General features: G+C 55.3%; 24 protein-coding genes and 1 tRNA gene. 3 read left to right on the top strand and 22 right to left on the bottom strand.

The window, feature by feature from the left end:
* Positions 1-32: 32 nt before the first annotated feature.
* A tRNA-Gly gene (locus tag QYC26_RS08690) sits at positions 33-107 on the bottom strand.
* Between the two features lie 160 nt (positions 108-267).
* Here QYC26_RS08690 and QYC26_RS08685 point away from each other — a divergent pair.
* From QYC26_RS08685 to QYC26_RS08675, 3 genes are read left to right on the top strand one after another with little or no spacing between them, the layout of a single operon-like run.
* The gene (locus QYC26_RS08685; protein WP_317511837.1) at positions 268-1,179 is read left to right on the top strand and encodes a tetratricopeptide repeat protein; all 912 of its coding nucleotides are present in this window, start codon (positions 268-270) and stop codon (positions 1,177-1,179) included.
* A complete protein-coding gene (locus tag QYC26_RS08680) occupies positions 1,179-1,811 on the top strand; it encodes an LON peptidase substrate-binding domain-containing protein (RefSeq protein WP_317511836.1) in 633 nt (210 codons plus the stop codon). Before QYC26_RS08685 ends, QYC26_RS08680 begins: the two co-directional genes overlap by 1 nt.
* Positions 1,808-1,984 carry a Trm112 family protein gene (locus tag QYC26_RS08675; protein ID WP_317511835.1) on the top strand — a complete coding sequence of 59 codons (177 nt, stop codon included), beginning with the start codon at positions 1,808-1,810 and terminating at the stop codon, positions 1,982-1,984. The genes QYC26_RS08680 and QYC26_RS08675 overlap by 4 nt, the downstream gene beginning before the upstream one ends.
* Positions 1,985-2,199: 215 nt before the next feature.
* Here the strand turns inward: QYC26_RS08675 and QYC26_RS08670 are convergent, their stop codons facing one another.
* The 21 genes from QYC26_RS08670 to QYC26_RS08570 all read right to left on the bottom strand — a co-directional run bounded on the left by QYC26_RS08670 (position 2,200) and on the right by QYC26_RS08570 (position 26,558).
* Complete coding sequence (locus tag QYC26_RS08670) at positions 2,200-3,351, bottom strand: glycosyl hydrolase family 28-related protein (protein WP_317511834.1); 1,152 nt, start codon at positions 3,349-3,351, stop codon at positions 2,200-2,202.
* Positions 3,348-5,276: a nucleoside-diphosphate sugar epimerase/dehydratase gene (locus QYC26_RS08665; RefSeq protein ID WP_317511833.1), complete on the bottom strand. Its 1,929-nt coding sequence runs from the start codon at positions 5,274-5,276 to the stop codon at positions 3,348-3,350. The genes QYC26_RS08670 and QYC26_RS08665 overlap by 4 nt, the downstream gene beginning before the upstream one ends.
* A gap of 126 nt (positions 5,277-5,402) precedes the next feature.
* Complete coding sequence (locus tag QYC26_RS08660) at positions 5,403-6,872, bottom strand: aminotransferase class I/II-fold pyridoxal phosphate-dependent enzyme (RefSeq protein ID WP_317511832.1); 1,470 nt, start codon at positions 6,870-6,872, stop codon at positions 5,403-5,405.
* Complete coding sequence (locus tag QYC26_RS08655) at positions 6,869-7,501, bottom strand: acetyltransferase (protein WP_317511831.1); 633 nt, start codon at positions 7,499-7,501, stop codon at positions 6,869-6,871. The genes QYC26_RS08660 and QYC26_RS08655 overlap by 4 nt, the downstream gene beginning before the upstream one ends.
* Positions 7,491-8,621, bottom strand: a complete 1,131-nt coding sequence (gene neuC / locus QYC26_RS08650) for a UDP-N-acetylglucosamine 2-epimerase (protein ID WP_317511830.1) — start codon at positions 8,619-8,621, stop codon at positions 7,491-7,493. Before neuC ends, QYC26_RS08655 begins: the two co-directional genes overlap by 11 nt.
* Positions 8,618-9,652: an N-acetylneuraminate synthase gene (neuB, locus tag QYC26_RS08645; RefSeq protein WP_317511829.1), complete on the bottom strand. Its 1,035-nt coding sequence runs from the start codon at positions 9,650-9,652 to the stop codon at positions 8,618-8,620. The genes neuC and neuB overlap by 4 nt, the downstream gene beginning before the upstream one ends.
* A 41-nt stretch (positions 9,653-9,693) precedes the next feature.
* Complete coding sequence (locus tag QYC26_RS08640; RefSeq protein WP_317511828.1) at positions 9,694-10,497, bottom strand: SDR family NAD(P)-dependent oxidoreductase; 804 nt, start codon at positions 10,495-10,497, stop codon at positions 9,694-9,696.
* Positions 10,498-10,520: 23 nt separating this feature from the next.
* Positions 10,521-11,237, bottom strand: a complete 717-nt coding sequence (locus QYC26_RS08635; protein ID WP_317511827.1) for an acylneuraminate cytidylyltransferase family protein — start codon at positions 11,235-11,237, stop codon at positions 10,521-10,523.
* The gene (locus QYC26_RS08630) at positions 11,234-12,265 is read right to left on the bottom strand and encodes a Gfo/Idh/MocA family oxidoreductase (RefSeq protein ID WP_317511826.1); all 1,032 of its coding nucleotides are present in this window, start codon (positions 12,263-12,265) and stop codon (positions 11,234-11,236) included. Before QYC26_RS08630 ends, QYC26_RS08635 begins: the two co-directional genes overlap by 4 nt.
* Positions 12,262-13,029 carry a HisA/HisF-related TIM barrel protein gene (locus QYC26_RS08625; RefSeq protein WP_317511825.1) on the bottom strand — a complete coding sequence of 256 codons (768 nt, stop codon included), beginning with the start codon at positions 13,027-13,029 and terminating at the stop codon, positions 12,262-12,264. Before QYC26_RS08625 ends, QYC26_RS08630 begins: the two co-directional genes overlap by 4 nt.
* A gap of 53 nt (positions 13,030-13,082) precedes the next feature.
* Positions 13,083-13,733, bottom strand: a complete 651-nt coding sequence (hisH, locus tag QYC26_RS08620) for an imidazole glycerol phosphate synthase subunit HisH (protein ID WP_317511824.1) — start codon at positions 13,731-13,733, stop codon at positions 13,083-13,085.
* Positions 13,699-14,820 (bottom strand): N-acetyl sugar amidotransferase, encoded by a 1,122-nt coding sequence (locus QYC26_RS08615; RefSeq protein ID WP_317511823.1) that lies wholly within the window; start codon positions 14,818-14,820, stop codon positions 13,699-13,701. The genes hisH and QYC26_RS08615 overlap by 35 nt, the downstream gene beginning before the upstream one ends.
* A 240-nt stretch (positions 14,821-15,060) precedes the next feature.
* Positions 15,061-16,311 carry a UDP-N-acetylglucosamine 2-epimerase gene (locus QYC26_RS08610; RefSeq protein ID WP_317511822.1) on the bottom strand — a complete coding sequence of 417 codons (1,251 nt, stop codon included), beginning with the start codon at positions 16,309-16,311 and terminating at the stop codon, positions 15,061-15,063.
* Positions 16,304-17,305, bottom strand: a complete 1,002-nt coding sequence (locus tag QYC26_RS08605; protein ID WP_317511821.1) for a hypothetical protein — start codon at positions 17,303-17,305, stop codon at positions 16,304-16,306. Before QYC26_RS08605 ends, QYC26_RS08610 begins: the two co-directional genes overlap by 8 nt.
* On the bottom strand, positions 17,299-18,378 hold the full coding sequence (locus tag QYC26_RS08600; protein WP_317511820.1) for an acyltransferase: 1,080 nt from the start codon (positions 18,376-18,378) through the stop codon (positions 17,299-17,301). The genes QYC26_RS08605 and QYC26_RS08600 overlap by 7 nt, the downstream gene beginning before the upstream one ends.
* On the bottom strand, positions 18,375-20,141 hold the full coding sequence (gene asnB, locus QYC26_RS08595; protein ID WP_317511819.1) for an asparagine synthase (glutamine-hydrolyzing): 1,767 nt from the start codon (positions 20,139-20,141) through the stop codon (positions 18,375-18,377). Before asnB ends, QYC26_RS08600 begins: the two co-directional genes overlap by 4 nt.
* Position 20,142: 1 nt before the next feature.
* Positions 20,143-20,703: a sugar transferase gene (locus QYC26_RS08590; protein WP_317511818.1), complete on the bottom strand. Its 561-nt coding sequence runs from the start codon at positions 20,701-20,703 to the stop codon at positions 20,143-20,145.
* Positions 20,704-20,776: 73 nt separating this feature from the next.
* Positions 20,777-22,192 (bottom strand): lipid II flippase MurJ, encoded by a 1,416-nt coding sequence (locus QYC26_RS08585; RefSeq protein WP_317511817.1) that lies wholly within the window; start codon positions 22,190-22,192, stop codon positions 20,777-20,779.
* A 53-nt stretch (positions 22,193-22,245) separates the two neighbouring features.
* Positions 22,246-23,073 (bottom strand): aldolase/citrate lyase family protein, encoded by an 828-nt coding sequence (locus QYC26_RS08580; protein WP_317511816.1) that lies wholly within the window; start codon positions 23,071-23,073, stop codon positions 22,246-22,248.
* Positions 23,074-23,134: 61 nt separating this feature from the next.
* Positions 23,135-24,349, bottom strand: a complete 1,215-nt coding sequence (locus tag QYC26_RS08575) for a hypothetical protein (protein ID WP_317511815.1) — start codon at positions 24,347-24,349, stop codon at positions 23,135-23,137.
* Positions 24,350-24,368: 19 nt separating this feature from the next.
* Positions 24,369-26,558: a polysaccharide biosynthesis tyrosine autokinase gene (locus QYC26_RS08570; RefSeq protein ID WP_317511814.1), complete on the bottom strand. Its 2,190-nt coding sequence runs from the start codon at positions 26,556-26,558 to the stop codon at positions 24,369-24,371.

Genomic DNA, 26,558 nt, shown 5'->3' with positions numbered 1-26,558 from the left:
AGGCGAATATCGATCTCGATTTTCTGGAACACTGGAGCGGGCGAAGGGATTCGAACCCTCGACCCCAACCTTGGCAAGGTTGTGCTCTACCCCTGAGCTACGCCCGCTCGATGCGTATCCGAGGGCGTGGCCCCCGTTGGGTGTGAGGGGCTGTTAGCAGCGGTTTTTTGGTCGTGCAACCCCCCTTGTGAAAGCTTTTTGCAGGGCTTGGCAGAAAGATGCATCGCACCCCATATTGGGCGCCTGTTTCAAAGGGAGTGACGTGACGTGGCAAGTCTTGGATTGGGAACGGAAGAACGCGAGGCGCTCGAGGCGTTCAAGCGCGATGTGATCGAGCCGTCCATGACCCAGCTCATCATTCTCGATTTCTGGGCCGAATGGTGCGGGCCGTGCAAACAGCTCGGCCCCGTGCTCGACAAGGTCGCCGCCGATTACGCCACCAAGGGCGTCAAGCTGGTGAAGGTCGATGTCGACAAGGACAAGGTGATCGCGGCGCAGTTCCGCATCCAGTCGATCCCCACCGTCTATGCCGTATTCCAGGGGCAGATCGTTGCCGATCTCACCAATGCGCGCACCGAAGGCCAGCTCAAGCAGACGCTCGACCAGATTCTCCGCCAGATTCCCGTGCAAAGCGAAGCCGGGGATCTGAAGCAGGAAATCGCGCCGCTCATTGCGATGGGTGAAGAAACGCTCGCGGCGGGTGACGCCGAACGCGCGCTCGGCATTTTCTCGCAGATCGTCGAAATGGCGCCCGAGGATCCGGCCGCGCTTTCGGGGCAGCTGCGCGCTGCGATCGCGGCGGGCCATGCCGAACAGGCCGAGGCATTGCTCGCCTCGCTCCCCGACGAGCTAAAAAAGGATCCCGCCATCCAGCGCGCCGAAGCCGCGCTTGCGCTGAAGCGCGAGGCACAGCCGGTCGACGATTTGTCGGCGGTGCGGGCGCGAATCGATTCGAATCCCGACGATCACGAAGCCCGCTACGAACTCGCCGGCGCGCTGATGGCGAGCGGTGACCGCGACGGCGCTGCCGATGCGCTGCTCGAAATCATCCGCCGCGACCGGGATTGGAACGACAGCGCGGCGCGCACCCGGCTCCTGAAGCTGATGGAAGTGGTCGGGCTCGAGGACCCCTGGGTCTCCGCGCAGCGCCGCCGCCTGTCCGCCATCCTGTTCACCTGATGGCCGACAAACCCAACCGGCTGTCGATCTTTCCGCTGGGGGGAGCCTTGCTCTTCCCGCGGATGCAGTTGCCGCTTCATATCTTCGAACCGCGCTACCGCGCGCTGGTCAGCGATGCGATGGCGCGCGATCGCCGGATCGGGATGATCCAGCCCAAGGGCGGCGGAGAGCCGCCCGCGCTGTTCGATATCGGCTGTATCGGCCGGATCGCACAGGTCGAGGCGCTGGAGGACGGCCGCTACAATATCGTTCTCGAGGGGATTTCGCGCTTCCGCCTCGTGCGCGAGCTCGATGTCACCACCCCCTTCCGTCAGGTCGAGATCTCGCTCGAAGGCTTCGAAGCGGATAGCGAGGATGGCCTGCTCGGCATCGCGGCGCGCGCCGCGCTTGAAACCGGCGCCCGCCGTTTTGCCGAGGCGCAGGGCTATGCCGTCGATTGGGAGGCGGTCGCCCGGCTCGATGACGAGGCCTTTGTAAACGGCGTCGCGCAGATCGCGCCGTTCGACATCGCCTCGAAACAGGCGCTGCTCGAATCGCCCGATCTGCCCGAACGCGCCGAACTGCTCACCCAGTTGTTGCAGTTTTTCAGCCGCCACCATGGGGGTGAGGAAAGTGGAGTGACGCTGCAATGAGCGGATTCGATCCCGAACTTCTCGCGATTCTGGTCTGTCCGCTCACGCGTCAGCCGCTGCGCTATGATCCCGAGCGCCACGAGCTGGTCTCCGACGCGGCCAAACTGGCCTATCCGATTCGCGACGGCGTTCCCGTGCTGCTCGTCGACGAGGCGCGCTCGCTGGGTGGGTAAAGCCAGGCCCGCGCAGTGCGACGGTCAGATGTAGTCTGAGCCCACGTGGCAAAAGGAGGCCTCCTCGGCGCACCGTTGGTCGCTTGCGGAATAAATGCGCTATCTGGGGGATGTTCTTGGACGGGGGGCGGAGCGACGGATTACAAGGCATAGGGCACCATTGCGACCCCATAGAGCGCATGCTCGGCTATCTGAAGGTCGGGGGAGTGACAGAGCTATGGCGCGCGACGAACGATAGTGGGGCAATCCACCCGGTAGGAGATAGAATTTTCGTTTCCTTGATCCAGCGTGATCGGTTTGTTGGTGCAGCTAATATGCTGTAAAGAAACGATTAAATTCTTAGAAAAAGGGCCGAGGCGGATAAGGTAATTGGCTAATCCACCAGCTTCTACATAGCCGCCATCCACCCGAATATCCTGACCATCTATACGCAGTACAGTAGCTTGATCATTTCCTGCAGGTTGGGGAACTACATTTTGAAGAGTGTTGTTTCGAAATGTGACAGAGCGAGTATATATGCTCTCTTGCGACAATAATGTCTGGGCACCTTGTATATCTGTATATTCTATAATGGTTCCATGCGCTGCCGAGCGTGGGCTAAGAATTTCGTCATCAAGAACGATGGCTTTGAATGCGCCCCATACATTTGAGTCTCTAATGACATTCAACTCGCCGCCAGAATAATCGATAAGGCTGCTGGGAACAGTACCGAGGACGATGCCATATCCTTGGCTGTCGTAGACGTGGCTCGCGGTACGATGGATGCTTGCGTCGATTGGGAGCGAGTTGCCGACATGGACTCGTTCAATAATTGAACGCGATACATTCCGAAAATCTATGCCAATTTGTATTTTGTCAGAAGTTATAGTCTTTTGCGGGTGGGTCAGAACAATGCTCAAGTCGGCAAGGCGAACATAAGCTATATAGGGATTGCGATTATTTGGCGCAAAGCGACGACGAATGATGGATCCGGGGCCATAATTGGCGAGCTGGCTGAGGCTTCCTCCTCCCGGCCCGGCAATCAATATGCTGCTGGAGCGACCGGAGCCTATCAACTGGGTGCCGGTCCTTATGTGCAGTCCAATTTGGGGATTTATTAGATAGACGCCCTTCGGGAGATATACCCGCTCGCTGGAATCGATCGCAGCCTGAATGGCTGCGGTGTCGTCAGTTCGTCCGTCACCGCGAGCGCCAAAAGGGGGTAAGCGGACATTTGCAAAGGATCTCGGATCGATCTGATCATCGGATGATGTCGAGGTCTTTTTGGGGTGATTGCCTGCATCGACGCCTTGTTGCGCGGCAAGTGATGCCGTGCAACATGTGCTTATCATCATAAAAAAAACTAATGTTAAATTTGCAAATTTCATCGATGATTTGCTGCTTTTTTATGGATGGTAACCAGATCTACAATGTCAGAGGTGCTGTTGAATTCCGGAACAATATTATGAATTATTGCCTTAAGAAGATGAACATCGTCGCATTCTATTGATGATATCATGCGGTCAATCTCAAGGGATATCTCTTCCCAAGAAATTCTATGCTCATTGGCTTTCATGATTCTGTTATGGGGAGTTGGTTCTGGGTTGTTTCCGATTAATAACTCTTCAAACAGCTTTTCCCCTGGTCGAAGACCAACCTCTTTTATATCTATGTCGCCTTCAGGGTTGTCTCGATCTCGCACGGTTAATCCGGATAATTCTATCATGTTCTTTGCAAGATCAATTATCTTTACGGCCTCTCCCATGTCCAAAACGAAAACTTCTCCGCCTTTGGCCATGGCTCCGGCCTGAATGACTAGCTGTGATGCTTCGGGGATGGTCATGAAATAGCGGTTGATGTCACGATGGGTGATCGTGATCGGGCCACCATCAGAAATTTGTTTTCGGAACAGTGGAACGACAGATCCGCTGGATCCAAGGACGTTTCCAAAGCGAACCATCGTAAAGCATGTACGAGTGTTCGTTTGGGCCAATGCTTGTAATACCATCTCGGCAATTCGCTTGCTCGCTCCCATAATGTTGGTGGGACGAACGGCTTTGTCAGTACTGATGAGAACGAATTTTGATGTTCCGTGATTCGACGCAATCTTCGCAGTGGTCAGCGTTCCTACGACATTGTTTAGAATGCCTTCAGCGGGATTATGCTCGACGAGCGGTACGTGTTTATATGCTGCTGCATGGTATACGGTATCTGGTCGCCAGTTACCGATGATCTCGTCCATTCGCCGGTCATCACGAACGGATGCCAACAAGGGAATGATGGATACAGAATGTGCAGCCTTGTGCCGAGTGAGGTTGAGCAGATCCTGATGGATCGAATAAAGGGCATATTCACTATTTTCGACCAGTAGGAGTGTTGTCGGGCCGACATGCAAAATCTGACGACAAAGTTCGCTGCCAATCGATCCTCCTGCACCGGTTACCAAGACCGTTTTTCCGGCAATATCATGGCGTAGCAGAGCTGAATCTGGGGCAACGGTATCGCGACCGAGCAGATCTTCTATTTCGATCGGACGAATATCGCTTACCTGTACGCGGCCGCTGGCGAGGTCCATCAGTCCGGGCAAGGTGCGGACACGCACCTTGAGGCCATATAGCATTTTGATGACTTGATTTCGTCGCGCGCGAGGTGCGGACGGGATCGCGAGCAACACTTCCTCGACCTCCAGCTGCTCCACTAGGTTTCGAAGATCCTCTGGATTGTGAATAGTAATGTTCCCCAAGCGCCGACCCTGAAGCGAGGGTAAATCATCGACAAAGCCGGTGACGCGCAATGTTCCGCTGTAAGCGATGGCGCTAGCCAGTTGTCTCCCGGACGCGCCGGCGCCGTAAATCAGGACGTTGGTGAAGTGGTTGTTGAGCTTGCGATGGTGAAACCCGCTACCGAGCCAATAGCCAACAATGGCCCGCGAACAGCCGACGCCGAGAAACAGCAGCATGGGTTGTATGAGCCCGATGGTCCGGGGAACGCCTGGAACTCCCATCACCGCGAAAATCAGTGCAAAGAGAACGCCGTAGATGAACATGGAGCGAACAATGTCAATCAGCATCGTCCAAGTCGCATGCCGCAGGATCACGCGATAGAGATTGGAAAAATAGAAGATTGGCAGCGCGATCGCAAGACTGGCCATCGAGACGATGTTAAAGCCCTGGCCAAAGCCCGAAATTTCTCCCAAACGGAGATAGAAAGCCAGCCAGGATGCAATCGGACACATCAACGCATCTGCTAACAGGGCGAGAGTGCCTTTACCGAAACGTGGCATGTGCGCTTGGTATCTGACCAACTTGGCCATTTTAATCCGTTCGATGTAAGGTGCTATGGTCATACATGAATGAGACTGCGTGGTTTTAACAGGCGCGGTCTATATCCCTTTCAAGAGAAACGACACAACCTTGTGTCGTTTTCTCAGCCTGAACGTTCAGGATTTGCGGAAGGCCGTGCGGATCGAAGCTATTGTTCTTTCGATCTGATTTGCAGACATGTTGGAGCCGGATGGCAAGCAGAGACCGTTTTGAAACAACTGATCGGCGACGGATTGATTGTCAGACATAAAATAATCTGTGCCGCTAAAAACGGGCTGGCGATGCATGGGTTTCCACACTGGGCGAGCTTCGATCAGATCGTCGGATAAATGCGCGCGCAGCTGCTCGCTATTGACGGGCCCCGCCGGATTGATGGTGCAGGCGCTGAGCCATCGGGTAGAATAACTCCACTCCGGTTCGGGCATCCATTGTATTTCACAAATACCAGAAAGTCCGTCGCGATATTGGTCAAAAACTGCGCGACGGGCTTTGACCCGATCGTCGAGCACTTTGAGTTGGCCGCGGCCAACACCGGCGAGGACGTTGCTCAGACGATAATTGAAACCTATTTCGCTATGCTGATAGTGCGGCGCGGGGTCTCGCGCCTGCGTGGCTAAGAAGCGCGCTCGTTCGATGAGTGTACCATCGTTTGAGAGGAGCATGCCGCCACCCGAGGTGGTGATGATTTTATTGCCGTTGAATGAAAATATGGTGAGCAGTCCGAAGGATCCGCTCGGCTGCCCTTTGTAAAGTGCTCCCAGCGATTCGGCAGCATCCTCCACAATCGGAACGCCATGGGCGTCGCATAGCGCCTTGATCGGATCGATATCCGCACTCTGGCCATATAAATTGACAACGATCACTGCTTTAGGGAGCCGCCCTTCCGCTTTGGCCGCGACAAAGGCACGTTCAAGTGCCTTTGGAGACATGTTCCAGCTTTCAGGCTCGGAATCGATGAAGACCGGAGTTGCGCCTTGATACACAACCGGATTGACGCTCGCTGCGAAGGTCAATGTGGAGCAGAATACGCGATCGCCCGGCCCGACGTCGAGGAGGCGCATGGCGAGATGGAGAGCTGCGGTTCCGGATGATACGGCCGCAGCATGGCCTATGCCTACCAGACTGGCAACTTCGCGCTCGAAGGCGTCGACATTCGGTCCCAGAGGGGCAATCCAGTTGGTGCGGAAAGCCTCTGCGATGAAGGCTTGCTCGGTGTCGCCCATATGAGGGGTGGAGAGCAAAATCTGATCGTCAATTTCACGCCGGTCGAGCAGGTCAAAGGCTGCGCCGTTTGTATCCACTACCGGCAGATGATCAATCGAATGAGTGTTCATCAGCGCTAGCGCCTCGCGGCGTGTCACCTTCCGATCGATGATCAAGGACTGCATGGCGGGGAGGGTTTCCAGACTAACGTCAAGATCACGCCCACCGAGCAACTCGCGACGGAGGTCGCCGTCCGTGATGGTGCGTTCGAACCGGCCTTGAGTATCAACCAATAGCAGCAGTCCCTTGCCAGCTTCATCCATCCGCTGAAGGGCCTGACGCAACGAAGAGTCGCGGGTAATAGAGATCGCTTCGATGTTCACGCCGATACCTGCTGCTTTCGAACCATGGCAAAAATAACGGTTTCTCCGGGAGCCACGTCACGTACGATCGTTGCGCCCGCCGCAATCGTTGCGCCGTCGCCAATTCGCACCCCTGGCAATATGGTCGCGCCGGCGCCGATCAATACCGATGCGCCGATTATGGCCCCGCCACCTAAGGTGGCGTTGGGTGCGATATGGCAAAAATCACCGACCTCGCAGTCATGATCGATGATCGCGCCATGGTTCGCGATCACATGTGCGCCAACTCGCGCAGATGGTGCGACAACCGATTGTGCGGCAATGAAGCAGCCATCGCCAATAAGGGCCGATGCGGCGATCGAAGCTGCTGGGTGTCGGATCGTGACGGCGCGCGCGCCGACCGCGACAAGTATTTTATGCATGCGGTTGCGCGTTGCAGCGTGTCCAATCGCCAGGTGAAAATCCCTTCCTCCCAAGGTTTCAGGGAGAGGGTAATGGAGAACGGTATGCCCTAGAATCAATTGGCCGGTGCGTTGCTCATCCTCGTCAACGACGATGACGGCGCGCTGCGGCACGCTGAGCGTCAGTGCGTCGAGAACGACCTTGGCATGGCCACCGGCGCCAACAATATATAGTCTTTCAGTAGGCATTGAACTTCCATGTTACGCCGTTGATGGGGACGCTGGCTAGCAGATCGGCAATTCGCGTGTTCGACATACCATCCCCATAAATGTTGGCGATGGGGAAGCGGCCCTTGCGCACGACATCTTGCAGTGCCGCGTCAAGATTCAGTGCGTTGGCTTCGACGTCAATGACATTGGCATTACGTTGACGGAAGTTTTGGCGCATACCGACGTTGATTACAGGAGTACCGAAGCTCGCAGCTTCAATGATGCCGGCACTGGAATTGCCGATCATGACGTCGGCGACGGCCATCCAACTGATGAAACTGTCTCGGGGTAAGTGGGTGACCACCCGAATGTCGGGTAGGCCGGAGCACGTTTCCAGGATGGTCCGGATATGATCGCTGCCGCCATCCGAATTTGGCTTTAATGCGATTATCTGAAAGCCCTGACGCCGCAATAGATCTAGTATGGATGCTGCGATGTCGCCGGCCGTGGTAGCCTCTTGCAGAACAGGGTGATACACGAACAGGGCAATTGGCCGCGTTGGGTCAAAGCCGACCTCAGCCGCAAGTGTCACACGGTTGTGAGAAGCGGAAGCGGTCAACCCAACCAAGCCGGGTGCACCAACTTGGAAGATTCGCTCCGTCAATTCCCCCATGTGCCGCAATCGTTGCGCGGCTTCCGCTGTCGCGGTGAAATGATAATGGGAAAGTTTCGATATGGCGTGGCGGACAGGTTCGTCTACGGTTCCGGACCGTTCGCCGCCATGTATGTGGGCGATGGGCAGATCGAGATGAATGGCGGCGATCGCCCCCGCCAACATTTCACCGCGATCGCCTAATAGAACCACCAGATCGGGCCGATTTTTTTCTAGGGCATCGGTAAATCCCGTAATCATCCGCGCTATTCCGCGCGCCATGGCAGAGCCGCTGGCTTGATCCTCTGCCGAAGCGATTGTGCCGGAAATGTGAAAGCCATCGGCCTCGATCTCGTGGACGGTTGCTCCATAGGCCGGATCGAGGTGCATTCCGGTGACGAGCAGACTCAAGCGAAGATTGGGATGGTGGTTAATGGCGCGAAGCGTTTCCCGCATCAGGCCGTAATCTGCCCGAGTTCCGGAGATGTATCGAATGTCGCGCATCATTTTACGTCGGACCAGCGCAAGGTGGTACCTGTATCCATCGCGCGCGTGGCGCGCCGTCCGATCACATCGTCCCAAGCGCCAGGGGCGATGCCATCACCGGGGCGCAGTAAGGCGATATCTTCGCGAGTGATAGCTGCGCCAGCCTGGACTGGACGAATAAGGGTAATGCTACGGCGAACCAGTGCACGGACCGGCAATTCGCTTTGGGTTGGTCGCTTTTCGGGGGACCCAAGTGCAGCTTCGACAGCGCGAATCTGTTTCACCAGTTCACGCAGTTCTGAAATGGTCAGCGATGCGGCGTGATCGGGACCAGACATGGTCTTGTCGAGAGTGTAATGCTTTTCGATCACCGTTGCGCCCAATGCGACCGCCGCAGTCGAAACCGCGAGGCCAAGCGTATGATCCGAATAGCCGACGGGTAAGCCGGTGGCCGCCGCGATCGTCGCCATCGCGCGCAAATTCGTATCGGCATAATTGGCAGGATAATTGGACGTGCAGTGCAGAACCGTCAGATCGCCCGTTACGAGCGCTGGCAGACCGACGCGCGTGCGCGTCTCGCGGATGACAGTGACCGCACGCTCGATCTCGGCGAGATCGGCCATCCCTGTCGAAAGGATGATCGGTCGTCCGATCGCGGCAATGTGCGCGAGAAACGGCTCATTGGTGATTTCCCCCGATGGGATCTTGAAGCGCTGCATGCCTAGGTCGGCGAGAAAACTGGCTGCCTCCTCGTCGAAAGGCGTCGACATGAATTCGATCCCCAGCATTTCACAGCGCTCGAACAGGGCGACGTGGAGGTCGCGCGAAAGTTCGAGTGCTTTCAGAAGGTTGTGCTGATCGGTGCTGCCGGTCTGGCGCTCCTGATACTCGGCCGTCGCTGCGCCTTTGCGAACAAGTTTGTCGGCTGAGAAAGTCTGGAATTTAACCGCGTCGGCGCCACTTTCGGCTGCTGCGTCAACCAGCTCAAAAGCGAGATCCTCGCGGCCGTTGTGATTGACGCCAGCCTCGGCAATGATGAACGTCGTCGTCACGAGGGTGGATTTGCTCCTGATAATTTACGCGCCGGCGGTGTTTACCATGCCGACCATCCGCCATCCACCAGAATGTTCTGCCCAGTGATCCATGCGGATAGGTCACTGGCAAGGAATAATGCTACCCCTTTGAAGTCTTCCTCGCCCCCCATCCGGCCCAAGGGGGTACGGGCGAGATAGCGTGCCGTGAAACGCTCGTCCTGGCCTCGCGCTAGCCCACCCGGGCTGATGCTATTGACCCGGATTGAGGGTGCAAGACTGGTCGACAGCCAGCGCGTCAACTGCAGCAGGCCACCTTTGCTGGCTGCATAGGCGCCCGGATTTCCCATAGTTGTCCCGGCATAGAGCCCCAGATCGGGACCTAATACGCCGTAGATGGAGCCAAGATTGATGATCGAGCCTTTTCCACCTGCTCTAAGAAGGGGAGAAAGTGCCTGCGAAAGATGGAACGGGGCTGTCAAATTTACCTCGACCGCTCGGCGCCAGGTATCAATGCGCTGTTGATCGAATGGTACCGCCCATCCTTCCAGCTGGCTGTCGCCCACGAAACCGGCATTGTTGATGAGGATATCGAGCCGGCCAAAATCCGCTTGGACGCGGTTGACGAGCGAGAGGCGCTGCGCCTCGCTTTCCAGGTCAACCGTGGCAGTGTGAATGCGGCCCGTTCCTATGTCGCTTAGCTCGTTCGCCGCTCGGACGAGTGCATCAGGGTCGCGATCAACCAATAATATGTTGCAATGATGCTCGGCCAACGCGGTTGCCATAGCGCGGCCGATATGCCCAGCTCCGCCCGTAATTATGGCCATGCGACCCGTGAGGTCGCTCAGTTCCGAAATCGTGCGCATCGGAAAGCCTCTCCGTGTCGATATTAGAGATTGCCGCGGTCGGCCGCATAATCGCGCGCTATATATTCGGCGATGGCAAAATCATAGGGGGTGTCAATATCCATGGCCCGCTCAGGCGGCACTTCCACCACGCGCACACGGCCTTCGAATATGCCATTGCGGGATAGTACAAAGTCGGGGCGTGCAGCATAGGCCACGGTGGTCATGTCATAGACTTGAGGAGCATCTTGTCGGCGGGTGACGCCATGTTCGGGTCGGATGACGAGCCGGGCGGCACCGTCGTCATTCAAGAATACCATGTTGAAATAGGGGCTGCGTTCAGCCTTCCTGACGGTTACGACCACGTCAGCGGCCGGATCGTTGCGAAGCATGGCTATACATGCTTCGACATCTTCGACCGCACGGAAAGGAGAGGTCGCGGGCAGGCTGACGAAGACGTCGAAATCGCCGCCGTCATGTTCACGTGTCCATTCGATGGCATGGCGCCAGGCTAGCCATTCGGAGGCAGTGTCAGAGGCAAGTTCCGCTGGTCGCCGGAACGGAACGCGTGCTCCCAACGTCAAGGCCGTTTGTGCAATTTCATCGTCATCCGTGGAGATGATGACGTCACCTAGCGAAGGGCATGCCCGTGCGATGTCGATTGCATAACCGATGAGGGGTTTGCCATCGAGGAGGCGGACATTCTTGCGCGGAACCCCCTTTGATCCACCCCGTGCGAAGATAAAAGCTCGTGCCGTCATGCTGACGTCGTTATCGCGATTGGCTGTTCTGCGCGACCACTTTCCAACGACCGGCGGGCTGCGGTGATAATCCGCATAACATCTATTCCCTCTGCAAGCGGGATGGGAGTGGGATGGCGGTTTTCTGCAGCTGCAAGGAAAGCTGACAGCTCATCCAGATACATCTGGTTGCGATCGTGCATCGGCTTGTGGACGATGCGTCTGTCCGGCGCGGCTTCCGCTACGTTCACCGCATAGCTATCCTCCAGCGCGTTCCATAGCATCGTGCCGCGCGATCCAACCAGTTTGCAGGTTCGGATTGCTGGACGTTGCAGGAAGTCGAGGTGAATTGACACAAGGCGAGGCGGGGAGGAGTACTCAAGGCACAATTCGACGCAATCCTCCACATCTATATCAAGGTCGGAGAGGCGGCCGCCACGGCAGGTGACTCGTTCGGGCATGCCGAACAACCAGTAAATATAATCTATCTCGTGGCTGAGCTCGAGAAGGGCCCCGCCGCCCAAAGAACGTTGAGCGGACACGTTCTGACGATAATCCGATCCAGGGCGCCAATCTGGCAGATATTGCCCCACCTCCGCGCGTACTGACAGGACGTCACCGATGGCACCAGCTTGGAGATCCGCGCGCATCGAGGCGAGTGAGGCATTGAAGCGCAGATTATAACCGATCATTATCGGTGTGCCCTGCGCTTGTGCCGTCTCGGAAAGTCTGGCTAATCCGTGGAGATCGGCTGACAAGGGTTTTTCGATTAGCACTGAAATGCCGCGTTCGACGAAGGCCTGCGCTAGCTCGATATGAGTGGTCGCCGGTCCAGCCAATATTGCTGCCACAGGCTGGAAAGGCAGCGCTTGCTCAATGCTGGTGAAAAGCGCGTCGCACCCCTCGAATGTCTCAGTGCCGCCACCTGGACGACGAAGCGCTGCGATGAGCGCGTTTGGGCGTAGCTGCCGCAGATTGCGCAGGTGTCTCTGTCCGATGCTTCCCAGACTCGCCACGACGAAGCGCGGCTCACTCGTTGCTTCTATCACGCGGGCATTGCCAATATGTTATGCAGCGACCGGATCATCGAGACATCCCATCGTGCAAGATCGAGGCCGTCCGCCAGCAATTCCTCGCGGGCAGTCTGAAGGCCGTTTCCGATGAAATTAAAAAGGTTTGCCGTGGCGATAGCGTCAACGTCGTGGCGCTGAAGGGCTTCGCGCATGTGCGCGCCTTTGCCGCAGCCGCCGCACAGGATGAGAGGAACAGGCAGTGCCTGCCCGATCTCGTCGATCATCTCGAAGTCAAAGCCCTGTCCGGTGCCGTCTCGGGTGATCGACTGGAGCAGGATCTCCCCGGCACCCGCTTCCAGCATCATCGTGATCCGGTCGTGAACCGATATGGGTAAGGCGCTGCTGCCTTGCCCGGTATATACGATATAGGTGCCGTCATCGGATCTCTGCAGGTCGATTCCGCCGACCACGCATTGTTCCCCGCAGGTGTCGGCAATCTGGCGGACGATCGAAGGGGCGTCATCGAACAGCGAATTGACGATGACCTTGTCTGCGCCATTCGCAACAAAAAAACTAGCAGCTTCAACGCTATCTATGCCCCCGCCAAGCGTGAGGGGGATGAAGCATCCTGTCGCGATCTGACGAATATCCTCAATGAAGCGCTGGCGGTCGCGGGGGCCACGGGTGACATCTACGATCATCAGTTCGTCGATAAAGGCGGACATGTCGGCGATTTTATAATTCTTGAGCAGCCAGCGGGCATCACCTGCCTTCTGGAGTCGGAAGTTCCGACTGAGCATGAAATTTCCTGCGTCATAGAATAGCGTGAATATGACCCGTTTTTTTGGCATGATTATTGATCTAGAAAATTCTTGAGCAATTGTAAGCCATTGGATTGGCTTTTCTCGGGATGGAATTGCGCGCCACAAATGTTTCCGGCATCGAATGCTGCGATAAACTCTGTCCCATGCTGAGACCATCCGAGATTGGCGGGACGGTCTATCTCGTGCACCGCGAAGGAATGGGTGAAGTAGAAGTCGGCAGCATCGCCGAGACCGGAAAACAGGCCTGATGTTTGATAGCCGGCTACTGAGGTGAAGCCCACATGTGGCACCTTTATAGTCCCGGTGGACGGTTGCGGAAGCCGACGGACCTGGAATGGCATGATGGCAAGACCGTCGCAATCACCTTCTTCGCTGTGATCACCAAGCAGCTGCATGCCGAGGCATATGCCGAGCAACTTGCTTTCGCCGCTGCGCGACAGAGCGCGCAGCGGCGAAATGAGCCCATGGCTGTCGAGTGCCGCCATCCCGGCCCGGAATGCGCCGACGCCGGGTAGGATGACATGCGAGACATTGACCAGTTCCTCGGCGGAGGAGGCTAGCCGGAAGTCGAGACCGAGATAGCGCAGCGCGGATGCCACTGAATCGATGTTGCCGATATTGGCGTCGATCAGGGCGATCTGGCTATCAGTCGGCGTCGAAATTTGGTTGCCAACGGCCATCGATTTTCTCAAAGAGATTTTTATTGGTCCAGCGATCAAGAACTGCGTCGAATTCTGCCTGCGTTATTTGATAATATTCCAAATAACTTTTTATGAATTCCTCAGGATAATGATTGTCATAGACCCTGACGAGATTCAGGGCTTGTTCTCTGGTCATCGCGCCACGACGCACCTCGATACCGGCATCTTGGGTCGCGCGCCCGAAGCCGAATTTAAGATACATCAAATAAGTATGGAGGGAGTAAAGTGCCTGATCGTTTTGCGCAAAATTGGTGAAGGTGCCGGCATTCGACGCCTCTGCCTCCTGAAGGCCACAGAATTCCTTGGCGATCAGATAATTGCGGTAAGGATCCCAATTTTCGAAATATGACCAATGGGCGATTTCGAGATTGCTCTTGCTCAGTTCCTCGTTTGACGGGAATCTGAAAAAGTTGAGATCGGCATTCGGAAGTCCGGACCGCTCCAGAACAGTGTCGTGGCCTCCCTCGAGGTAAACCCGACGCATATAGTCGACGGTATAGGTTGCGCGATTGGCGGTTTCTGTCGATCCGCCGTACTCGACCTCCCCATCTTCGCCGTAAAAGATGAGTTCGATACCGAGTTGGACGGCCAGGCGGACGACCGCCGATTGAATTGCGATAAGCCAGCCATAATAAGGAAAGCCCATCTCGATGAAACCGGTGCGATTGAGTGAGCGCATCGCCTCTGCGTCCGGTGAAATCTGGACGTGATTGTATCCACTGTTAATGAAATTGCGAAGATTCTGGTTGCCAAGATCCAGCGCTAGCGCGGGCGTCACAGTCACCGCAAGGGGATTCATCCCATATTTGTGCTTCAGGTTGTAGGCGACGTAGGAGCCGTCCTTGCCACCACTCACTGGCACTATACAATCGAACCACCCGTCGTCACGACGGTGCTTGGCGAGCAGCGCCTCTAACTCAAGTTCGCGGCTGCTCCAGTCGATAAGCTGCTTTTGCTCACCCCATACGCAGGCGTTGCAGCGCCCTTGGGTGTCGAACTGAATGCGAGGCCGTGTCGACATGTTGAGGCAATTCGAACAACGAAATACTTTCTGATCGATTGTCATGTTCGAGCACTATCTTCTCAATGGGTTAATGTGGATACGGCGTCGTGTAACGAAGCCGGGGCCGCGCTTCCGTAGATATCACCGTTTCTGTTTCCCGATTGGAAACGCCTCGCGTCATAGACGTTGGGATGGGAATGGTGAAGCTTAATTCCATTCAACGCAGTTAGATATGTACCGATAAGATGTCCTAGGGAAGCGACGATGGTGTTGACCATTTAGGCTAAGCGTTCGATCGAGAGGTTAGGTGTCGCCGGAAGCGAGGTCGGCAACGAGGTCGGCAACATGGGCCGCCGCGTTAAAGGACGTGTTGGCATGGCCGCGTGTCCCGGAGGTGTTTAACGCATCTCGGATCAGCGGGATTGCGTGCTGGGTATTGGGAGCGGCGAGGGCAAACCCCAAATCTGCCAGTGGGAGATCTTGCGAGAAAATCGACTCCATGATTTGAACGACAGGAATTCTCAGCAGTCCTGCCTCCAAACCCACAGTTGAGCCGCACGTTACAATGCAATCCGCAGCGCAAAGGAGTGTGTCCAGCGGTTCGACAGCGGTGCTATAGCGCAGCCGTGGACCACTTGCGGCGGGCGGGCGGTCCTCGCTGGGGTGCAGCCGCATGACAATATGCACACCGGGGTCAGCTTCAAAGGCATTCGCCAGATATTTCTCGATCCGCACGGGCAGCGCCGGATCTCCGGTACTCGAAGAGGAGGGGTGGGAGGCTGGTTCCGGCTGCGATATCCAGAGGAGCAACTGGTCGTCCTGCGCCAAATTGTGCTCGCTGCGATAGCGCTCGCGTATTGCTGCGACATCCAACTGGCCCAGTCGGTCGAACGCCGGATTGCCGGTCACGACAACACATTCTTCCGGAACGTTCCTTGTGCGAAAGCGCTCGGCGACTTCGTCGTTCAGGACGCAGATCTTGTCTGCATAACCTTTCATCGCGCACCATTCGATTTCGGCGGAGGCATAAAGGTCAACGACGCACAAGGATGGGATGCGTGCTGCTGCGGCTGCTTCCATCGCCGCGCGTTCTGATCGGGGTGCGCTGGTGGCAACCACTGCCGAAGGCCGGGCGGCCTCGAACAGGCGCTGGAAGAAGTCGACAGGACGGAAAATCTGACGCCCCAATGCCGCATAGCGACGGCGTGCCTCTTGCTCTCCCAGCGCGATTTCGAGCGCCTTGTAACCGACGCCCAGATAGGCTGCGGTTTCGCTAGCGGAGACAAGTGCATGTCGGGGTTGATCGGCTGCGAGCAGGCGGCCGATCGCGCAGGCAGTCTCGTAGCCCGGTACGCTGTTTACGAAATCGGCGATACCAAGGGCCGTGAGACCGTGCCGGGCAAAATAGGCGGGGGCGGTCGTCAGGCCAAGGATGGCGAACGGAATCCCGCGCCGCTGCAAGTCCAGGGCGACCGGGGCCAGGGCGGCGGCATGGCCTCCGCCATAGGAGACCAGCAAGACCTTGCCCCTTATGCTGTCCAGCAAATCAGTCATGGCGTTTTACCGATTCCTGAGGATGCCAAGGCAAGCGAGCGCCCGCGAGCAGCAATAAAATCGGGACTAACAGTGACACGAAGCCCAATCCTTCAAACGCGAGCGAGGGGATGGCGGACAGCATGATCGCGAAATATCCCCGGTACTGGCGTGACCGTAGCGTGAAAAATAGCATGGCGACTGCCAAGGAAGCTAAGGCAATATATACAAATAACCTCGCGTAATCTGCATTAATAGCAGATGTGTATATTGTACTTCGTGAAAGTATTGCCCAAAATCCCGTCGCGCCATACACAGCGGAGTCGTACCCTGCTCTTTGTTCAATGAAACCGCTATATTTATCAGAAACGGAAATCGTAAGTGATATAAAGAGAAGGGCTATATAAACATTCAACGAAATAGATTTCTTGTGATTTCTAATGACCGTTGATGATATAAGGAGATTGTTCATAACTACGCCGGAGCTAAGATTTGTAAAAACAAAAGAAACAATTAAATGGCCTATTCCACTTTTGGCCCTCATGTATATTATTAAATATGCTACTGATATTATAACGAGGATTGTTCTTGGGCTTAGGGCTGCCATAGAAATGGGCAAAAGGACGACAATAAATCCTCTTTTAAATCTTGAAAATACATTCAAAATGGGGAGCGTCATCGCCAATATAGTAAAATATACGGCTGCGTTCCCCCCCGCATCTTCTATCGATACAAATACGTATGCAATAAGTGCTCGCAGAGCGTGTATCCAGAGGAGGGGGTCTAGTTGAAAAATGGAATTGTCACCATCAACATAGTTCCAAATGTAATTTACTTGACTCGTAAACCCATCTTGTTTGCTATTTAAAAGGAATGTTTGGCCATGGTCACGAGAGTACAATATTACAAAAAAAGAAACTAATAAATAAAGTAAAATGGTGTTGAATCGCCAAAGGTTTGACGCTGCAGCCTTGTGAGAAAAATTAGATTTTGCAGTATTTTCGGCCATCACCATCCCACTGCCTTTATTCGTCTTTGAATTGGCCTGTCGATTGCGAGATCGATTGCTGTGGCGCATGTTAAGGCCATGATCAGCAGTATTGGAATGGCTTTATAGTCAATTCCTATTATCTGAGATGACGCAAAAAACACAAGCGGATGGAATAGGTAGAATGGATAGCTAAGGCCGCCCATCATGCTTGAAAATTTAGAGGCTGACTTTGGCAATTTTATATAAGATGCATACATGACTATTAAAACTGAAAGAACAGATAGGGCAATCCTTTTGTGCCCGATAACTATTTCGTCAACATTTTGATCTTGAGATACAATCCATATAAAAAATACTATTACAAAAATGGCAAAAAGTGGATTCTTAGAAAAAATTATCTCTTTTCTGTAAAGAAATTGTCTAAAAAATACACCTGATGCAAAGAATAGTATGTGATTTGAGGGGTGTACGTAATTCGACCATCCTTCATCTATATTCCCAATTTTGCCTATGTCGTTGGCAATAATGGCCATAAATAGCATTGATAAAATCAATGCTATAATGATGTGCTTTCTCATTAGTATTAAAATTGGAAATATTGTGTAGAATACTATTTCTATCCCTATGCTCCACCCGCCTATGACAGGAGTGCGCGACGGATCTACAAATCCAAATACCAAAAATATATTGGACAATATCTCGAATATTTCGGGAGGAGCTTTGCCGGAAATTACTTTTCCAGCAATTGATGCAATTATTGCTAAAAAAAACAGCGGAAAAATTCGTCCGGCTCTTCTCTTGGCGTAGGCAATGAAATTTTTTGGCGAAAGCGCTTGAGAGAAACGTTCGCCATAGCCATGGGCTAAACTATATCCGCTTAAAGCGAAAAATATACTTACGCCATAAATTCCAAAAACACTAATTATGCCATTAGTGTAATTGGAATTGTCTGGGAATGACCAGATGAAATAATGGTATACGGCTACTGATATCGCGCATATTCCGCGGAGTATGTCGAGAGAATCAAGCCGCTCACTAGAGCGCCCATAAACTTTGGATGAATTTATAGCAGAATATTCTGCTGTATTCGCCGTCATGATTCTATCCAGTGCCCGACAGAGAGAATACTTCTTATCTCTCTGGTTCTATTTTCTTTTCCTGACATGTGCTCATCCAGCATGTCATACAGAGCCTTCTGGTTGAAAATCGAACTTTTCTCTAGAACACCGTCAACGTGCTGCCGGCAATAACCACTTAACCTATCTCGGAACCAATCACCTACCGGAACGGTGAACATCTGTTTCTTGCGATAGGCCAGCTCGTCTCCGATCAGTGGCGCGACAGCCTTTTTGTACAGATATTTGGTGATACCATCTTTCAGTTTCAGATGGCCTGGCATGCGGAAGGCATATTCCATCATGCGATAATCGAGAAACGGTGTGCGCGCCTCAATTGAAACCGCCATGCCCATTCGATCGGGCTTGACGAGATTGTTGCCGCTGAGGAGGAGCTGCATATCAAGAAAAAGCGCCTGATTGATCCGGTCTTGGTGCGGCACCTGGTCAAACCATTGACGCGCAATGTCGAAGGAATCGATTGCCTCGACGGCGCGGCGCGTGTTGGGCGTATAAAGGCCGAGCTTGCCGGCGTCGCTGAACAGTGAGATGCTGTCAAAATAGCGCCGCTGGAAGATGTCGTCATCCAGGGCGCTGATCTCTGGCTGCGCGAAGAAGTTCGCATATTTGTCGTAGCCAGCGAAGAGTTCGTCGCCCCCGTCGCCAGTCAACACGACTTTGACATGTTCCGCGGCGAGTTCTGAGACGCGATAGGTTGGCAGGAACGAGATGTCGCCGTGCGGTTGATCGCAATGGTGAACGGCCATCGGCCATAGCTCGAGCATGTCTGGGTCGACGCGGCGCATGACATGCTCCGTCCCAAACCGGCGCGCGGCTGCTTCGGCAAAAGGGGCTTCGTCATATCGGGGGTCTTCGAAGCCGATGCAGAACGTCTTGATGGGCTCCGATGCATGGCGGGCCATCAGTCCCACGATTGTGCTGGAATCCACTCCGCCTGACAGGAATGCGCCGAATGGCACATCCGATCGCATGCGAATGCGGACAGCATCGTCCAGAATTGCGTTGAATTCCTCGATCCAGTCCTGCTCGGGGCGATCGTGAACCGGTCCAATCTGGGCGAGGTCCCACCACCGCCGGCTCGTCACATTTGCCCGGGTGATCTTCATCACATGGCCGGGCATCACATGGCGGATGCCGCCGTGCATGGTGTGGGGGGCGGGTACATAATTGAACGTCAGGAAATGGTGCAGCGCTTCGAGGTCGAGCGTCGCCGGTTGCCGAAGGCCGGGCGTAATGGCCTTAATCTCGGATCCGAACGTCAGACGTTGGCCATCGTCGGCGACATATAGGGGTTTGACGCCGATGCGGTCGCGGACCAGATATAGCGCGCCTTCGCGGCGATCGAGGATCGCGATCGCGAACATGCCGTTCAGCTTGTCGAGGAACGTCAGTCCGCCACGTTCGTAGAGGCGGAGCAGCACCTCGGTGTCTGAGTGGGTCCTGCAGGCATATGGTGTGCCGGCCAGTTCGGCAGCCAGTTCGATGTGGTTGAAGATCTCGCCGTTCTGGACGACTATGATTTGCCCGTCGTCGGAGACGAAGGGTTGATGCCCGCCCGCAATATCGATGATCGAAAGGCGCTGGTTGCCAAGGGCGACGCCCGGTTCGCTGTAGATGCCCTGATCGTCGGGGCCGCGATGGCGAATGGCGCTCCCCATGGCAAGAATCTGAGCCTCCGAAAGGGCTTCCCCCTTGCGGTCAAAATAACCGAAAATGCCACACACGTTAGTTACCCGTCCTAGCGATGAGTTGACGAACCGTCATCAGAATGATTTTGAGGTCGAAGAAGACAGATGCTGTCTGCACATAAGCCAGATCAAGTGCTGTGCGTTCCTCAGCCGACGCGGTCGACCGCGCGACGGCCTGCGCCAGGCCGGTGATGCCCGGACGAACCCTATGGCGTGCGCGCCACTGGTCTGGCGTGTAAAGCGTTTCCTGGGCCGGCACATCCGGACGCGGACCCACAATGCTCATGTTGCCTTGGAGGACGTTGAGTAATTGTGGCAGCTCGTCCAGACTCGTCCGTCTGATGAAGCGACCGATCGAGGTGATCCGGGGATCTCCGCTCGCCGTCGCATAGCCGCCTACTTTATCAGCGTTGATGACCATGCTGCGGAATTTCAGCATGCCAAACGGCTGACAATTTCGTCCTACTCGGATTTGCCGATAAAAAACGGGGCCGCGGTCGCTGAGGTAGATCGCCAGCATAACGACAAGCATCGGGACAGAGAGCATCGCCAGAGCGACGCTTGCCAAAATCAAGTCGAAGGCACGCTTCGCCGACATAGATATCGGGCTAGGGGACCTGCGCTGTCTTTCATACCATGTTGGCGACGTCACCGCGGCTCCTATGCAACTTTCACCAAAATCCCAGAATCTTCGCGGAAACGCTGGTGCCAGCACCGAAACCGATCGCGCCGAGGCCGATTGCCGCAATATCACTGCCCGAAAGAAACAGTGGAATAGCCGCAAATGGCAGCGCTACCGCACAGCCAGCAGCAACTGCGTTGAAGAACCGCCGGTTCACTACGCCATCAGGGCCCATGAGGCAAATCTTTGCGCGGCGCGCAAGCAGCCAGGCGAGTATACCTTGTGACCCCACCACGGATCCCATCAATAGGCGGTCGCTGGATATAATCAGCCCAGGCAACGCAATCACAATTAGGGCAATGAGCGCGATCCCCGTTGCCCGGAGCACTTCTGGTGTACGAAGCTGCGCATTCAGGGCGGCGGTCGCGAGGCTGCTGACCGAAATGAACGGAATACCGAGCAGCGCAATCCGTGTCAGCGATGCGATCCGTTCGACATCGCCAGCAGAAATCGTGCCACGCTCGAAAACCAGGGAAACCAGGACGCCAGCGAGAGCTTCACCGAAGAGGAGGATGAACAGGGCTAGTATCAAGGACAGGCGTAGGTTCGCGTGGAGCGTGCGCCGTGCCGCCAGGGGATCGCCGTCGGCGCGATGGCCACTTAATCTCGTCAGCGCGATTGTACTGATTGTGGTTATAAAAATCCCGAGCGGCAGTTCGACAAGTTTTTGCGCATAGTTAAACGCCGCGATATTGCCTGGCCCCAATAGGGAGGCGGCTGCGCGGATCATAGCGGCTGGCACTAGCGCTAGGCTGGCGGCCATTACGCCGGCGGTGAATGCTTTACGAAATCGTGGATCGGCGGGCACACGTTCCGGTTGCTTGCGCCATGCCTGAGGCGGGGAGATTGCCATCTGGGACGCAAGGCGAAATAAGGCGCCGATTGCTATCGCTCCCGACAGCACCAAGAGTCCGCCTTTTTGCCACCAGGCCAAAGCGGTAATGATGGCGGCATTGAAGATAAAGGTCCCGAGTCCGGCGATGAAGTAGCGGCTTCCTGCATTGAGATAGGCAGTGGTCACGCCTGAAAGTGCGGTCAGCGGTATCGAAAGTGCCACTAGCATCGCGACGGGCGCGGTAATCAACGAGGTGGGCTGCGATAGGCCCGGCGCAAATAGCGATACAACTCCTGCGGGCCAGATCGCGATGAGCAGCGCCAGTGCGCCGAAAAAGGTGAGCGCCCATAAACAGGCCTGTTGAAAGACCTGAGCGGCCTGCGCGTCTGGCAACGTACGCAACCGTGGGACCAGCGCGGCGCTTAGCCCACCGGAAAGCAGGAGGTTCACCAACAGATCGGGCAGGGTCAATAACACCACTGCGACATCCGCTTCCCGCGATACACCGAAGCGGAAGGCGAGCAGCAGTTCGCGTGCGAGCCCAGAGACGCGGCCGAGCAACAAAGCCAAGGCCAGCAGGGTGCCGGCGCCAAGTGCGACGGCACGGATTCGGGCTAGGGCGTTCAGCGCGATGGCTCCGAGCGCGCCGACCTGATCTGAGCAATCAGCCGTCCGATCTCGATGCGATTGGCTTCTAGCGCTTCCGGTGATGCCGTTTGAAAAGCACGCTCCGCCTCGCGGAGAAGCTGCACTTCATGGGCAAAGTCCATTTCGCCGCGAATGGCTTCGACGCTTTGATGTTGCCGGTGAAAGGTGCGTGACAGAATGGTGGCTGAGGAGCCTAGTCGAACATGCTCTCCAAGCAGCAGGCGCGCCGGCAACAGCCCCTCATCAGCTCGCGCTAGGCCGCCAATCCCGAATGGCTTGCCAAGCGGGGCAAGCCTCGTCGCCATATCGTCGATGAGGCCAAGCGGAAACGGACTGAACATGAAATCTAGGCCCAGATCCAGGCTGAGGTCGTTCAATCCAATATGGACTTCATGCACTCCGGATACGGATGCGCAGGAATCTATCAGTGACATAGCCTCTTTGGTTTCCACCAGCAGACATAAACGGCAGCGTCCATCAATTAGGCCCGCGAATTTCTCCACTTCCGCGACAGTCCGAAACATTGGCAGCATTAATATGTCGGCGCCGGCCGCGATTGCGGCATCCACCTCGGCGTACGTGCCCTTGTGGACGGGGTTGAGGCGAACCATCAGTTCGGCGTCCGGCACGGCAGCTCGGATCGCTGCCACATCTTCTATCGTGTGATGGCTGATGACGGTATTCAGATGACCTTGGCGTTCGACTTTGCCGACGATTTCGAGGTCGACCAAAATGCGATCGACGCCGCTATCAACCACAAAGCGAGCGATGGATGGGGTGCTGGTGATAAAAAAGAAGCGCAATTCTCTTGGCCGTATAATGGGTTAACGTAAATGTGTAATCGTGAATGATTATGGCAAGGCACTACATGATGCGAGTGATTTTTATCGAATCAACTTGCCCAATAATGCTTTCTATGTCGTCAGGCGACTGAAGCCGTAAGGTTATCCATTGTCCGTTGCATCCATTCGGTACCGAGAATGTGGTTGATGCTTCGGTTGACTTGGGCGTTGATGGCAGGTCGAGCGTTGCCAACGGTTTCTGATTGGCAATGGCGCAGATCAATTGCCACGATGGACGAGGGGGGGCTACCTCTGGGCCATAAGAGGCTTGGGTCGCTAGGCGATACTGGCCGGGCGGTAAGACTAATAATTGCCGAGCGACTGTGCCGCCCGCGCTCCGTTCGGCGAAGAATGTTAGGGCATGCTTTCCGGCCGGCTGAGGTTCGCGGGCTGCACCGTAAGTATAGTTGTTTGTTAAATTCCAACTAAATGGGCCCAATGCGTTTCCTTGCTGGAAATCTCCATCGAATACCGCAGCGCGATTTTTCAGCCCCATAACTGTTGCGGCATCGTCAAAACGCTCAAGTTCTACTAATCGAGTTAAAAGCTGCAACTTGCGTTCGGTGGCGAGGGGGTGGCCGGCATGCCGTAATCGTTGCGCAAGCATGACCAATGCATCGGGTGCATCGCTCTTGGCAATGAAATCTCGCAAAAAGGGATCCGCCCATGAGGGGTCCTTGACGAGGAACTTGGTCAGAGGAGCTTGAATCGTGGGACTTTTTGCCGCCTCTATCAAGACAGGAAGCAGGATTGCGAAGCCTTCCTGTGATGTCTTGAGCACCAGATCGTAGTGACGCAACGTTTGATCGATATCGCCCTGCGCTGAATATTTTTCGATGAACCACAGGTGGGTCAGAAGATTGCGGCGGCTTAAGCTCCCAGAAAAAGCAACAAGTTTATCTGCTTTTTCAGGGTGATTCGTAGCATCAGCGACATAGCCAAGCACACTATAGGCCTTGGCTTGAGCCGGCGAGTAACGGGTGGCTTTCAGGGCCAAGTTGCTGGCGCGAACTATCGATCCGGGGGTCCCCTGCTGTAAGGTCAGGGAGGCCTGATTGGCAAGGGCATCTGGATTGTGGGGAGCGTAGCGCAATGCGACACTGGGCGCCTTGCGTGCCATGACATGGCCTATACCGGTGTCGATCGTAAACTTTGCGAGCAAGCCGGCTGTGGCAAGCAGCATTACCCCCTGCACCATTAGGAGTGCGGGTGATAGTTGCCCCTTGCCATTTCTCATGCCGTGCTCCTGGCGTTAGTCATGCCACTTCCTTGGCGTTCTGCCCATAACCATAGCCATAATCATAGCCGTAATAAGCGTGCGACGACTTATACCGTGTCAGGGTTATACCAAGCAGGTTCGCCTTAGCACTTTGCAAGCGCGCGATGGCCGAGCGGATAACATTGGTCACGGCGCCATTGGCGCCAATCACATAGACGACGCCTTCGACTTGGCTGCCGATCAGCGGAGCATCGGCCAAGCCAATGACTGGAGGGGAGTCGATGATGACGTGGTCATATCGTTCCAGCAGTGCAGTGATCAGCGTGTGCAGGCGTGGGCCATTGAGCAGTTCGGCTGCGCTTGGTGGATGTGGCCCCGCCGTGATCAAATCAAGGTCGGTTATACCCGAAGACGTGATAAGGTGGCCGATTTCATTGTTGCCAGCCAAATAATCGCTAACGCCTCGCTCATTATTTATACCCATGATGTGATGAAGCGATGGGGATCGCATATCGCAATCGATGAGCACCACTTTTTTACCGATGCGCGCCAGAGTTTGAGACAGCGCCCAGGAGGTCGTTGTCTTGCCTTCCGCCGGACGCGTGCTCGTAACGGCGAGAGAGCGCGGGACACCATGATGGGTGGAGAAGCGCAGATTCGTTTGAAGCGACAGATAGGCCTCGGAAAGCGCCGATTTACGATCCGTGAGCAACTCGTTCGGTTCACCTTCAACGAGCGGGATGATGCCGATATTGGGGAGGCCAAACGCCGGCTCGACCTGCAGCGGATCTTTGATCGTTTCATCCACCTGTTCGAGAATGAAGACCACTGCGGCGGCGATAATAAGGCCCAAAATGAGCGCGATCGCTAGATTGAGAACTAAGCGCGGGCTTGATGGCTTATCCGGTAGGCTGGCTGCGTCAACCACAAGCACATTATTGCTACCGATACCGCCGGCAACACCGATTTCCTTGTAGCGCTGAAGCAGGCCATCGTAGAGTTGGCGGTTGGTGTCAGCATCGCGCTGGTAGATATTATACTGAATACTACGTCGGCGCAAATTGAGAGCGTCGTTCTTGAGTGTCTCAAGTTGAGCGCGCAGGGTGTTTTCACGGCTCATTGAGTCATGATAATTCTTTGAAATTCCATCTCTGACCCGCGCCTCTTCATTGGCAATACTTCTATCCAAATCCTTGATTTGCGAAGCTATCGCCTTTGATGCGGGGTACTCCGGTTCAAAACGAGCCAACATCTTGGAATATTCAGCAGCTGCTTCGGCGCGTTTGGCACGTAAGGTGGAGATGGTCTGATTGTTGAGGGCCTCCACCGAAGTGTTGCCGTTGGAATTCAACCGACTGGCTGCACGGACGCGATCAGCAGTCGCAGAGACCAGCTCTGCGTTCAGGCGAGCGAGGTCATCGCCAACCAGCGATCGTTCGGCTGCGCCTTGTTGTTCGGCAGGAATGCTGACGATGCGTTCGCGGGAGGCGTATGCGACCACGCGACGTTCCGATTCCTCAAGGCGCTGCCGGATCTGCTCCAGGCGGTCTTCGAGAAACTTGCGGGCGTAAGAGGAGGCCTCGAACCTTCGATCAAGATTCGACGTGATGAAGCCCTTGGTCCAAGCGGTTACGATGCGACGAGAAAGATCGGCGTTTGGGCTCGAGAAGCTAACCTCAACGAGTGAGGAATTTCGTACGGGCGCTATGCTGATGTGGTCCAGCAGGATGTCCGTTGCCTTTTTAAGCCGCTTTGCGCGTTGCTCGGCGGTAATGCGTTGGTTCTCTGCTTCGAAGAATGAAATGCCATCGGCGGGATTAACGCCGAACGCATCGAACAATTCGTCGGTTTCTGCGAAACGTAGGTCTGCTACGACGCGCTGAGCGAGGGACCTAGCCTGCAGAAGTGAATATTGAGTCTGATAGAATTCGAGATCGACGGCGCTGACCTCAGGCTCAACGCTTTGCACGTTGACTACCCGATCTCGCTGACGAGAAATTTCTACTGTGGAAGTAGAGGTGTACATCGGGGTCATGAACAAAGTGGCGACCAGCCCCAGGGCCAAGGCTCCGGCGAGAATGCCGACCACGACCCATTTCCAACGCATGATGATGCGCCAGTACTGAAGCGCCAATGGCAGATGGACACGGCCAGTTCCGCCGCCGGCGTCCTTCATGTGTCCGTCAGTTTGTTCCTGTCGGCGACCGCCTATATAATCGATATCCAT

Origin of the sequence: Sphingomonas sp. C3-2 (assembly GCF_033025475.1) — a bacterium.
Taxonomy (GTDB): Bacteria; Pseudomonadota; Alphaproteobacteria; order Sphingomonadales; family Sphingomonadaceae; genus Sphingobium_A.
This window is presented reverse-complemented; position numbering and strand designations above follow the sequence as displayed.

Coding starts and splice junctions, on each gene's coding strand:
- QYC26_RS08680 (WP_317511836.1), top strand. CDS start 1,179: ATGGCCGACAAACCCAACCGGCTGTCGATCTTTCCGCTGGGGGGAGCC.
- QYC26_RS08675 (WP_317511835.1), top strand. CDS start 1,808: ATGAGCGGATTCGATCCCGAACTTCTCGCGATTCTGGTCTGTCCGCTC.
- QYC26_RS08670 (WP_317511834.1), bottom strand. CDS start 3,351: ATGAAATTTGCAAATTTAACATTAGTTTTTTTTATGATGATAAGCACA.
- QYC26_RS08665 (WP_317511833.1), bottom strand. CDS start 5,276: ATGGCCAAGTTGGTCAGATACCAAGCGCACATGCCACGTTTCGGTAAA.
- QYC26_RS08655 (WP_317511831.1), bottom strand. CDS start 7,501: ATGCCTACTGAAAGACTATATATTGTTGGCGCCGGTGGCCATGCCAAG.
- neuC (WP_317511830.1), bottom strand. CDS start 8,621: ATGATGCGCGACATTCGATACATCTCCGGAACTCGGGCAGATTACGGC.
- QYC26_RS08640 (WP_317511828.1), bottom strand. CDS start 10,497: ATGCGCACGATTTCGGAACTGAGCGACCTCACGGGTCGCATGGCCATA.
- QYC26_RS08635 (WP_317511827.1), bottom strand. CDS start 11,237: ATGACGGCACGAGCTTTTATCTTCGCACGGGGTGGATCAAAGGGGGTT.
- QYC26_RS08625 (WP_317511825.1), bottom strand. CDS start 13,029: ATGCTCAGTCGGAACTTCCGACTCCAGAAGGCAGGTGATGCCCGCTGG.
- hisH (WP_317511824.1), bottom strand. CDS start 13,733: ATGGCCGTTGGCAACCAAATTTCGACGCCGACTGATAGCCAGATCGCC.
- QYC26_RS08615 (WP_317511823.1), bottom strand. CDS start 14,820: ATGACAATCGATCAGAAAGTATTTCGTTGTTCGAATTGCCTCAACATG.
- QYC26_RS08610 (WP_317511822.1), bottom strand. CDS start 16,311: ATGACTGATTTGCTGGACAGCATAAGGGGCAAGGTCTTGCTGGTCTCC.
- QYC26_RS08605 (WP_317511821.1), bottom strand. CDS start 17,305: ATGGTGATGGCCGAAAATACTGCAAAATCTAATTTTTCTCACAAGGCT.
- QYC26_RS08600 (WP_317511820.1), bottom strand. CDS start 18,378: ATGACGGCGAATACAGCAGAATATTCTGCTATAAATTCATCCAAAGTT.
- QYC26_RS08590 (WP_317511818.1), bottom strand. CDS start 20,703: ATGTCGGCGAAGCGTGCCTTCGACTTGATTTTGGCAAGCGTCGCTCTG.
- QYC26_RS08575 (WP_317511815.1), bottom strand. CDS start 24,349: ATGAGAAATGGCAAGGGGCAACTATCACCCGCACTCCTAATGGTGCAG.
- QYC26_RS08570 (WP_317511814.1), bottom strand. CDS start 26,558: ATGGATATCGATTATATAGGCGGTCGCCGACAGGAACAAACTGACGGA.